Source organism: Nitrosomonas sp. Nm51 (assembly GCF_900111165.1).
In the GTDB taxonomy this organism is placed as follows: domain Bacteria; phylum Pseudomonadota; class Gammaproteobacteria; order Burkholderiales; family Nitrosomonadaceae; genus Nitrosomonas.
The window spans coordinates 22,774-32,657 of record NZ_FOGH01000028.1 but is presented as its reverse complement, the minus strand read 5'-3'; the positions used below and the strand labels follow the sequence as shown (position 1 = coordinate 32,657).

10 protein-coding genes are annotated in these 9,884 nt (G+C 43.5%); 7 read left to right on the top strand and 3 right to left on the bottom strand.

Annotation, left to right across the window (positions count from 1 at the left end; all coding sequences use genetic code 11):
• Positions 1-624, top strand: a 624-nt coding sequence (locus BMY60_RS10065) for a tyrosine-type recombinase/integrase (protein ID WP_143057419.1), incomplete at its 5' end; no start/stop codon positions are given.
• A 359-nt stretch (positions 625-983) separates the two neighbouring features.
• On the opposite strand, the gene BMY60_RS10060 is transcribed toward BMY60_RS10065, so the two are convergent.
• Genes BMY60_RS10060 through BMY60_RS10050 form a run of 3 tightly spaced genes read right to left on the bottom strand, consistent with a single transcriptional unit; the run spans position 984 to position 3,298 of the window.
• The gene (locus BMY60_RS10060; RefSeq protein ID WP_090333356.1) at positions 984-1,829 is read right to left on the bottom strand and encodes a hypothetical protein; all 846 of its coding nucleotides are present in this window, start codon (positions 1,827-1,829) and stop codon (positions 984-986) included.
• A 14-nt stretch (positions 1,830-1,843) separates the two neighbouring features.
• Positions 1,844-2,485 (bottom strand): helix-turn-helix domain-containing protein, encoded by a 642-nt coding sequence (locus BMY60_RS10055; RefSeq protein WP_143057418.1) that lies wholly within the window; start codon positions 2,483-2,485, stop codon positions 1,844-1,846.
• Positions 2,486-2,500: 15 nt separating this feature from the next.
• Entirely contained in the window at positions 2,501-3,298 is a 798-nt protein-coding gene (locus BMY60_RS10050) for a TIGR04255 family protein (protein WP_218141674.1), read from the bottom strand.
• Between the two features lie 588 nt (positions 3,299-3,886).
• On the opposite strand from BMY60_RS10050, the gene BMY60_RS10045 reads away from it, so the two are divergent.
• The 6 genes from BMY60_RS10045 (at position 3,887) to BMY60_RS10020 (ending at position 9,853) form a co-directional block, all read left to right on the top strand.
• Positions 3,887-4,132 carry a helix-turn-helix domain-containing protein gene (locus tag BMY60_RS10045; RefSeq protein WP_090333353.1) on the top strand — a complete coding sequence of 82 codons (246 nt, stop codon included), beginning with the start codon at positions 3,887-3,889 and terminating at the stop codon, positions 4,130-4,132.
• 123 nt (positions 4,133-4,255) lie between these two features.
• Positions 4,256-5,086 (top strand): hypothetical protein, encoded by an 831-nt coding sequence (locus BMY60_RS10040; RefSeq protein ID WP_090333352.1) that lies wholly within the window; start codon positions 4,256-4,258, stop codon positions 5,084-5,086.
• A 195-nt stretch (positions 5,087-5,281) separates the two neighbouring features.
• Positions 5,282-5,512, top strand: a complete 231-nt coding sequence (locus BMY60_RS10035; protein WP_090333350.1) for a helix-turn-helix transcriptional regulator — start codon at positions 5,282-5,284, stop codon at positions 5,510-5,512.
• A 1-nt stretch (position 5,513) separates the two neighbouring features.
• The gene (locus tag BMY60_RS10030) at positions 5,514-5,837 is read left to right on the top strand and encodes a hypothetical protein (protein WP_090333348.1); all 324 of its coding nucleotides are present in this window, start codon (positions 5,514-5,516) and stop codon (positions 5,835-5,837) included.
• A 285-nt stretch (positions 5,838-6,122) separates the two neighbouring features.
• The gene (locus tag BMY60_RS10025) at positions 6,123-7,037 is read left to right on the top strand and encodes a hypothetical protein (RefSeq protein ID WP_090333347.1); all 915 of its coding nucleotides are present in this window, start codon (positions 6,123-6,125) and stop codon (positions 7,035-7,037) included.
• Complete coding sequence (locus BMY60_RS10020; RefSeq protein WP_090333345.1) at positions 7,034-9,853, top strand: DUF927 domain-containing protein; 2,820 nt, start codon at positions 7,034-7,036, stop codon at positions 9,851-9,853. Before BMY60_RS10025 ends, BMY60_RS10020 begins: the two co-directional genes overlap by 4 nt.
• The last annotated feature ends 31 nt before the right edge of the window (positions 9,854-9,884 follow it).

Genomic DNA, 9,884 nt, shown 5'->3' with positions numbered 1-9,884 from the left:
CCGCACAAGAAAAAGAATCAGGCAGCGGTAAAGTCTGATGAACTGCCGGAACTGTTACGGGCAATATCAACCTATGAAACGATTGGTGACAGACAGACACAGCTAGCTTTGCAATTACTGGCATTAACTTTTGTTCGTACCAATGAACTGATAGGCGCAGTCTGGACAGAATTCGACCTGGATAATGCTTTGTGGATCGTGCCGGCTGAGCGCATGAAAATGCGCAATGAACATGTTGTTCCATTATCCAGTCAGGCATTAAAAATAATCACTGAATTAAAAACCATGGCAGGCAATAGCCGTTACCTGTTGCCTGGGCGTAACCCTAATAAACCGGTCAGCAATAACACGCTACTGTTTGCCCTGTATCGCCTGGGATATAAAGGCAAGATGACCGGGCACGGATTCAGGGCGGTAGCGTCCACTGTTTTAAATGAGACCGGATTCAATCCCGATGCAATTGAACGCCAGCTAGCGCACTGTGAAAGTAATGAAGTAAGGGGCGCATACAACCGGGCAAAATATTTGCCGGAGCGTATAAAAATGATGGCGTGGTGGAGTGACTTTCTTGAGGGTTTGGAGAAGGGTGCCAGCGTCATCCCTATGTTCAAAAAATCCGGGTAACTGGTTTTCGCCAAAATGGGCGGATACTAAATTTTTAGTAAACGTTTTTTGTAGTAATTTTGTGATGAATAATTCCACACCCTTCATTTTTTGGTCGGGCAAGTCGGGCAAGTCGGGCGGAACGATTATTAAATATAATATTCAATGTGTTATCGTTGCCCGACTTTGCGGAACCGGTCGATAATTGGTCGGGCCGTGCCCGACTTTTTGCATAATTTTGGCTGATTTTCCCGAAAATACCGCGCGGGAATCTTCCTGTTGCTTTCTATATCGGAGAAAAATAATAGCCAATTAAAGATGAAAAGTGCTACGCAAATATCTAATTAGTAAAAATCAACGTCATGTATCAATCGCTTTATTCATTCTCCAGCTGCTATGAATGGGTCGGGTGGGTTATTGCGTAGGCTTATATATTCTACTCGCCACTGAGATACTTTTCTGAGGTCTGCTAATGTCATATGAGTATCTGCTATAGCATCGCACTTTTCTAGGACGATTTCTTGATTTTCTGATGGGTTCTTGGATTGATATACATTAAAAAAAAGGACATTAATTTTAGTTGCTGTTTCCTCGGCAATTTTTCTTGCACTTGTTCCACCTTCGATTGCATCGTAGACTAGAAAAATTTTCAGGAAATATGATTCATCTGGTTCCAATTCACATGCAAGTTCATCGCCTAAGTCAAGAAAAACACCTATCAAATGTTCGCTTACTGGTTTAAGTATATCGCTAATATGTTGTTCTACTGTTCTTTTTTTGTATTTTTTTCGTAACCTGTTTTCAAATGTATTAGGGAACGCTGGTCGTCCATACCGAGCGGCAAGCCATTGCTTCAATGTTTGTTTTTCATTTGTTTCTAGTTTTAATTCATTGTTTGGGGCTAGTTTAGTAAATTTATTTTTGTCTAAAGTATGCCGGTGGGAGTGCGAGAGTTCGATACATATGTTATCTCCCGAGTTTAGTAAAGAAAAATTAAGATGTAGAAGCCGGGGGTTGCGTGCGTTGGTAAACAGCGAATTAACTTTAGATATTTTTGTGCCAACAATAACTTCAATTATTTCTTCTTTTTCATTTGGTAGATCACAATCATGAGATATAACCACCACGTATTTTTTTGATTCATTTTGATCGAGTAGACCGATAGCGATTGCATCTTTGGTGTTTAGAATACACCCTTGGCGCCAATTTGTATCACGCCCAAGCATGCAACATTTCCTTGTCAGATTTCTTCGTCGGAACTAGGTATAGAAATAGATGCTTTCCAATCATTGGTAGGTTTTGTTTTTGATGACGCAATCCCTGATCTGCTGTAAGATTCCTCCATAGCTTTTGCTTCTGAAATTAACATATCCACTTGGACGCTACAATCTTCACCGGATTTGAGCATGTCGAGCAGAGATAATCCATTAAAAGCTTTCATTTTCAGAATAAAATTTGCTCGAGAAATTTCAGCAACTTTGAATTTGTCAGCAATATGACTCAGTGTGTATAGTTGTTTCAAATTTTCTGACTCGGGTGTATATTTGCCAGATAGCCATTTGTATACGGATTGCCTGGAGACGTTGAATAGGTTTGCCAGATCAGAAATCGATGGGTCAAGTATTGAGCGAATATTTTCAATGTGTTCAATTACAGTGCGTGTATCTATTTGTTGTGAATTATCGGACGGAGTTTCATTCTGATCAAGGGATAATGTAACACGTGGTTGTAAATGTGAGCGCCATTTTTCAAGGCTATCCATAGCATATGCACTTCCAGTGCCAAAAAGGACAGTGCTTAAGACTACGAATGTTTTTGTATGTTTAGAATAATTAGTATGTGCAATTTGAATCTCGTCTTGTGGTGTAAATAAGCTATACATTGTTATTCCTTCCCATTATTTTTTCCAGATATTGGTTGCGTGTTCAGTGCTGATAGCAGCAAAAACATGCTTTATGCCCGTGTGTAATGTTTTTAACTGAGATTTTAATTGTTTAAAATCGATTTTCATACGATCTTCTAAATAGTGATCTGTATCAATTACGGCATGAGTGATCTTCTCATTTCTATTAAAACGTTCCATTGGCAAAAGCCCATTCGGTGCCATGTCAGGAGGATAGCCAAGTACATCAGTTGAGCAATGAATTCGAGCGATTAGTGTGCTTTTAGGATTCTTGCTAGTTTCAAATACAGACTCATAAAGTGAATATTTTGGATGACTCCCAAATTTGATGCCATGAAGCCCGCTAGATAAATACTGTTCAACGTGTTCTTTGTTGCCTGGAATAACGGCGTTAAGATAACGAAGTCCAAGCCTACTTACATGTTCGAGTCTAACTATTTGGTGAACTGCTTCTAGCCCTTCAAGAAGCTCTGGAATAAATTTCTCATTGGTCTCGTAGTGTGTAGTGTGAAAAACCAATGATGATTGATCTAAAATGAAGCCGGATTTCCTATTCATTTCTGTGATTAGCCAGAATAACTTGGTTTCGATTTTAGGTTCAGCAGGTAATTGGCCCAAGTTTGCTGAGAATTGAAGTTGTTTTCTTTCTTGGGGTTCGAAAAGTGTATATCCCATGAGACGAAAAGCGTCTTGCACATCTTTTATGTACTTGTTTCCCATGGCGGCAACTGGATTGAATTTAGCTTGGGCAAGTGCATAGTAAACTGGTGCATTGGACATTTTCTTGCTCATTACATTTCCCATGACTTATGTTTGGATGTTTGAGTATATTAGGCAGCAAGTTTACACTTTAGTTTACATACTGAGCAAGTGAAATAATTGGGTACTTTAACTTCAATTCTGATGCATTAGAATGCCAATTGGCTTATTGTGAAAAATATCTTGGACACAAAAATAAACCGGCCGGTATCTGATGCAATCCCGGCCAGCCTGAAGATGTTACGAATATTTTTTTGCATATAGCGGCATATTTTCCCCTGTCTTTAACAATTATTCAGGCTGTTTTATTGTGGTTTTTGCGCAACAAAGCGGAAAAAATACTTTCCAAATAATTTGCAAAATTATGCAAAAAACCGCAAAAATTACGAAAATCCTTTGCAACTTATTGAATAAAAAGAAAATGGGACGACGTCTTCACTTCGAACGTGAATTTAACAAAATGTGTATTATGTAAAATTATTGATTTTAAGTTTTCCCCACTATTTATTAAAATTATTATAATTTATGATAATAATTCCCCACTTTTTATTATAGTTGATTTAATTTATTGATTCGGTTATTCTTTTGCTTTGATGTTCAAATGCTCAAAGAGGCGATGAAATGGAAGCGAAAATGACCCCGCAGGAATTCGAAAACGGTTTAAAGCAAATCGGGTGGCGGCAAATCGATTTTGCAAGGGCAATGGGTACGACCCCGGTTACTGTCAATCATTGGGTGAAATCGGTCACACCATTGCCACAGTGGGCAATAGCGCACCTTGAATTATTGATGGCAATGCATAAGCACATAGCACCACCGACACGCGCTGCGCGTGCGGCCAGGCGTTTACAGGATGAAGGTACATAACCGGTTTAAAGAAAAATTTCGTTATAATCCCTTAATGCCAATCTAGCCCGGCCAGGCGAAAGCGGGAAACCTTCAGCCCGTTGGTTGGCTACCTTTCCTGAAGGCAGCCTTTGAAGGGGGTATATGGCTATACCATTGAAATGGAGCACGCTCGATCAAGCGGCTGAATGGTTATCTGGAAAGACAAGTGAACAGTGGGGTGCTGAAAGAATTATTGATTTTTCAATAGATCAATGCAAGCCTGATGATGTAGTGGAAGATCACAAATATCCATCCTATTTGCTGTCAATCATACCCGACACAATGCGAACACTGTTGACGTGGGTGGCATTACCAAAAGAAGATGGTGTACAAAACCGAGGATATGTTTGTAAAAATATCAAAAATGAGGGAATCGAAAAAACAGGAACATATTTATTTAGAGAAAACCTTGAGGAACTAAAAATCAGCGGAAAAAGTGAATTGCTTTATGTATCCTCTGATGAACCATATGCAAATGAAGGTAAAGCAGACCCAGTGATTGTTTATTGTGTATTAAAACCACTTATGTGGTCTTATGGGGATCCACTGGATATTCCTTTGCTCCCCATTATTAAAATCAGCTATAAAACAATTGGCATCCGTGATAAAGAATTAAGACAATTATTGAGTGATTATCTTGCGTCACCTAAACAGGAACGCAGTAAGAATTCGACAAATAGGCAACCATCGGGCACAAACAAATTGCGCAGTGATCAAATGGATAAAATCAAATTTAAAGAAATTGCCGTGCGGTTATGGGAAGAAAAAAGCGAAATGAATATTGAAGAAATAAAAAATCATCCAGACGTTAAATACTATAAGGAGAAATATAGAGGGAAAAACACGCTACGTGATTGGGCAAGTGATGTTGACCCAAGAAAAGGTGAAAAGCGTGGTCGACCTTCAAAACAAGTAAAAAATACCCGTTCATAAAATTATTTCATTTTTTTCAAAATAAATATTTCCACATTTGATCAATCACATTGTTTGTTAAAAAATACCCGTCTTGTTCTAAAAAAATAGTTTTTGAGCCTTTACGGGAATTTTTTTCATAAAATCATTCCGTTATTCTCGCTTCCACTGTGTCGGTTGACACGGTTTGTTTTCAACTGAAACGGAGGCGACAAGATGTCACTATCAACTGCGGTAACTCCGCAACACCATCAACACACACAACCGTCAGAAAGGCTGCTAACTATAGCAGAGGTTGCGGCTAGTGTCGGTTTCAAATCTTCAAGCATATATCTCAAAATCCAACAAGGGACATTTCCGAAACCTTTAAAGATCGGTACAGCCAGCCGCTGGCGTGAATCGGAGGTGCAGGCTTGGATCAAAAAACAGATTCAGGGGGGCGCTTAATATGTCAGGAAAAGACTATTTCAAAACCCTGAGTGAGGAAGAACTTCTCAGGGAAATCGGCATAAGGCCAGGCTTTGAATCATTTACCTACCTTGCCGCAGCAGCAGATAACTTAACTGGCGGAAGTATTAATGATGGCGTCAAGGAATGTCCGGTGGTTATTTCGGCCTTAACCGTATCTGAATCGATTGCAAACACCGGTCAAAAGAATCGCCTTTTGTGGCGTGAACAATTGCGCCTTATGGAGCGACAAGCTGAAGCCCTTGAGAGGATTGGCGATTTGTTGAGCGCTGCAAAAAATGGAAATAAAAAAGGTGGGCGGTGATGATGTTGACAATTTCTATGCATTGGCGGCATACTTGCGCTGTCAATGCAAAATCATTGACCGGGAACTGGAAAGCTCGAAAACAGGCGGGTGTAACCGCCAATAGTGGCGGTTTTTTTATTTGCATCCGAAAAGCCCTTATTGCGTCTTTTTGTTTAATGGGGGTTGTTTTAAGGAGGGCTTGCGCCCTGCCGACCTGTTTCGGTCTTTCCAGCCTTATAACAGCCTCCGCCCGTGTCTCGCATGGGTGGCGGTAATTCAACCGTTAAACAAAGGAGCAATACCATGAATCAAATCAATAAAGCTGTAGCCACAGCAAACGAAACCAGCATTCACAATTCTATTGATGAATCAGCTAACGGCGGCGATCACCGGCTGATCAGTCCACCTTCTGGCTATAAAGCGCTCTGGAAACTGAAGACCATGATTAATGCGCTTGGCTTTTTATCAAACGATTTGGCGCGGCTAGAAATCCTAGAAGACGTTGCTTTAACTTCTGATCAGACTTTTGGTCTTGACGCAGCCATTTTTTCCATTTGTCAGGAAATGGATGATGTTAGACAAACATTGTTGACTGCCAATGAAGTCGAAGTGATGCAACCGGTTATCAACAATATAGCGCAGGCCGGAGATGAATTCTCGTTCTTGCTGCGTTATTTTACGCTGGAAGACGGTGAGTCACGAGAATTCTACAGTGGTGATATTCGCAGCATTTGTTTAAATCTGGAAAGTATCAGGGATACGTTAGGGAAGGCATATAAGCAGATAGAGAAATTTGCTCAATACAATTTTAGTGTTGATGCTGATTTATACAAAGACAAATTCAGCGTAATCACAAGCATTCCCGATGTCATTAATAAACTGGATATATTGATCAAGCGGTTTTCTGGGGATCAAGAAAGTAAAGTAGAAGTTTTACGGAATCGCAAAAAAACAGCAAAAAAATTGAAACGGTTGTGTTTATCCGCCTGGACATTGATTCAAGCGGTACCGCTTGAAAATAAAGAAGGCCAGCGTTTGGACCGCGCCCATAATGACCTGTTTCACGTGTTTTGCTGTTTTATTACAGAGGGTTTGATTATTGATCAAAATGATCTCGCCGTTTTTTCCAGAATACTAGAAGACGCGAAAGACAATTACGGTTACGCGCTCACCGGATTGTTGAAGCAAGAGCGCAATAAATCAGGGGGTACTCATTGACCCCGGAAAAAATAAAACTTGTCGCCGCTCATGCGCTGTCTTCAGTCGATGGCTTATTGAGCCGGTATCTGCCTGACGGCAAACGGGAGGGGCATGAGTATCTGCCCCTGAACCCTAAGCGGTCGGACAGTTCCCCCGGTTCGTTCAGCATCAATCTGAATAACGGCAAATGGGCGGACTTCGCAGACGGCGCAAAGGGTAATGATCTTGTGTCGCTATTCGCTTATCTGAACGATTGCACTCAAAGCGAAGCCGCCAAAAGCCTGGCCGGATTTTTAAATATTCAGATTGAAAAAAACGACCCATCAGAACGCGCTACAAGGCCGCAAAACGACAGAGGCAATGGTAAGGCATTAGCGGTTAGCAACGAAAAGCAGGAAGGCGGCAAGGATTACGGCTGGGTGTGTGTTATGCCCGTCCCGGATAACGCACCAAAGCCACCGCAGACACACCCGAGACACGGCAAGCCTTCAGCCCGTTACGATTACCTGAACATTAACGGTAAGCTGAATTTTTATCATGATCGGTACAACAAGCCAAACGGGGAAAAGAAGCAATTCAGCCCTTTAACCCTGTGGCAAAAAGGATCAGCGTTCAAATGGCTGTATAAATCTCCACCGGAACCAAGGCCGCTATATGGCTTGCCGGGGTTGGCTGCTTTCCCTGATGCGGATTGTTGGATTGTAGAGGGTGAAAAGGCAGCTATCGCCCTGGAAAAGCTGCTGCCTAATCACCCCGTTTTGACTTGGCAAGGCGGCAGCAATGCCACCGCCAAAGCCGACTTCAGACCACTTAAGAACCGCAATTGTATCATCTTCCAGGATAATGATGCAGCAGGTATGAAGGCTTGCAAAACGGTGATTCAGCAATTGCAAGCGGTCAATGCGGCCAGCGTCCGGGCTCTGGATATTTCAAAACTTGAGCGTGCGCCCGGTCAGCCGTTGCAGCCTGGTGACGATGCCGATGATTTGGTGGCCGCTGGCTGGACTGCTGAACAGTTCGCCGATTTATTGCAGCGTGACGGTGTGATGATCGATGCGCCCGAGTTTGTCGGCAATACCGACAAAGACAGCGACGAACAAACCAGCAAGCAACCTGAAGACGCTGAAGCAATCGAGCGTTTCACGCTGTTTGATAGGGGGCTGTACGTTAATGAGCAGCACAGGGACGGATCAAGCCGCATTCGTTGGGTATGCTCGCCTATCAAACCGCTGGCAATGGTGCGTACCGAACAGGGGCTGGAATGGGGTTTGTTGGTGTGGCTGATCGATCCTGATGCCAAGGAAAAAAGAATTGTCCTGGGTATGCGCCAGTTTAACGGTGATGCATTGGGCGCTTCCGGTGAATTGCTGGATGCCGGGCTGCGCATTGGCACGGGTAACGCCCGTAAGCTGGTTATTGAATACCTGCAAACTGCTACTCCCGATAAGCGTGCCGTGACTACAAATAAAACCGGCTGGCATGGTGTGGATGATGAAATGGTTTTTGTCTTGCCTGAAAAGGTGGTTGGAGAGAGTCAGGAAAAATGGCTTTATGCTAATCAACTGCCCGATTCTAATCCATACCGGCAAAAAGGATCGTTAGCGCAATGGCGCGATAATGTGGCCGCACTGTGCGCCGGTAACAGCCGCCTGGTGTTTTCGGTATGCACTGCGTTTGCATCGCCATTACTGCACCTGCTTGGTGCTGAAAGTGGCGGTTTCCAGCTGACCGGCAATTCCAGCACGGGCAAAAGCACGGCATTATTTGTTGCCAGTTCGGTCTGCGGCGGGCGGGATTATTTGCAACGGTGGCGATCGACAGATAACGGTTTGGAAGCACTGGCGCAATCAAGAAGCGATTCCCTGCTGGTACTCGATGAAGTCAAGCAGCTTGATGGAAAGATTGCGGCTGAAGCGGCCTACATGCTTGCCAATAGCAGCGGTAAGGTACGTTCAAATGCAAACGGCGGGGCGCGTAATCTGGCCACTTGGCGGATATTGTTTTTATCATCCGGTGAACTGTCATTAAGCCAGCATGTGAATGATGCGGGCAAACGTGTGAATACCGGAATGGAAATACGGTTGTGCGATCTGCCAGTAGATGCGGGAACAGGCATGGGTATATTCGAGAATATTCACGGCTATGAATCACCGGCAAAGCTGGCCGAAGCGCTGGCCGCCAGCGCCGGTAAATACTATGGTACGGCACTGCTTGAATTTATACGCCATGTTTTGAAGAATAAGGAAGCAATACCCGAAATGCTCAGAGAGTGTGAAAAAGTATTTGCCGAGTCAGTGCTGACCGAAAAGGCCAGCGGACAAACCCGCCGTGTTGCTGCACGGTTCGCCCTGGCTGCTGCCGGTGGTGAACTGGCCACACTGTGGGGTGTGACAGGCTGGAAGCAAGGGGAGGCCATAAACAATGCCGTCACTTGCTTTAAGGCATGGCTTGCCGGTTATGGCGGCGAAGGCAACAAGGAAGAACGGGACATGCTGGCACAGGTGCGCCACTTCCTTGAGCTTCACAGTGAAGGCCGGTTTGTCTTGTACGACCGTGCCGATGATACGCACGCACCCAAAACCTTGCAGCGCTGCGGGTATCGTAAGGCCGCCAATGACGGGACAACAGAATATTATGTGTTGTCTGAATCGTTCAAAAAGGAAATTTGCAAGGGTGTGGATTATCGTAATGTGGCCAGGCTGCTAATTGAAAGAGGTTATATGCGGCCGGGTGATGGCAAGAACCTGTGCCCTAAAGTCGATTTGCCGCATGAAGGGCGCGTTCGGGCGTTTCATATCTTGCCTAGTATATGGAGCAATGACGATGACGGCTGATTGTTTGATTGTATTTTGTTGTGTAAATGAC

Coding starts and splice junctions, on each gene's coding strand:
- BMY60_RS10060 (WP_090333356.1), bottom strand. CDS start 1,829: ATGCTTGGGCGTGATACAAATTGGCGCCAAGGGTGTATTCTAAACACC.
- BMY60_RS10035 (WP_090333350.1), top strand. CDS start 5,282: ATGTCACTATCAACTGCGGTAACTCCGCAACACCATCAACACACACAA.
- BMY60_RS10030 (WP_090333348.1), top strand. CDS start 5,514: ATGTCAGGAAAAGACTATTTCAAAACCCTGAGTGAGGAAGAACTTCTC.
- BMY60_RS10025 (WP_090333347.1), top strand. CDS start 6,123: ATGAATCAAATCAATAAAGCTGTAGCCACAGCAAACGAAACCAGCATT.
- BMY60_RS10040 (WP_090333352.1), top strand. CDS start 4,256: ATGGCTATACCATTGAAATGGAGCACGCTCGATCAAGCGGCTGAATGG.
- BMY60_RS10050 (WP_218141674.1), bottom strand. CDS start 3,298: ATGAGCAAGAAAATGTCCAATGCACCAGTTTACTATGCACTTGCCCAA.
- BMY60_RS10045 (WP_090333353.1), top strand. CDS start 3,887: ATGGAAGCGAAAATGACCCCGCAGGAATTCGAAAACGGTTTAAAGCAA.
- BMY60_RS10055 (WP_143057418.1), bottom strand. CDS start 2,485: ATGTATAGCTTATTTACACCACAAGACGAGATTCAAATTGCACATACT.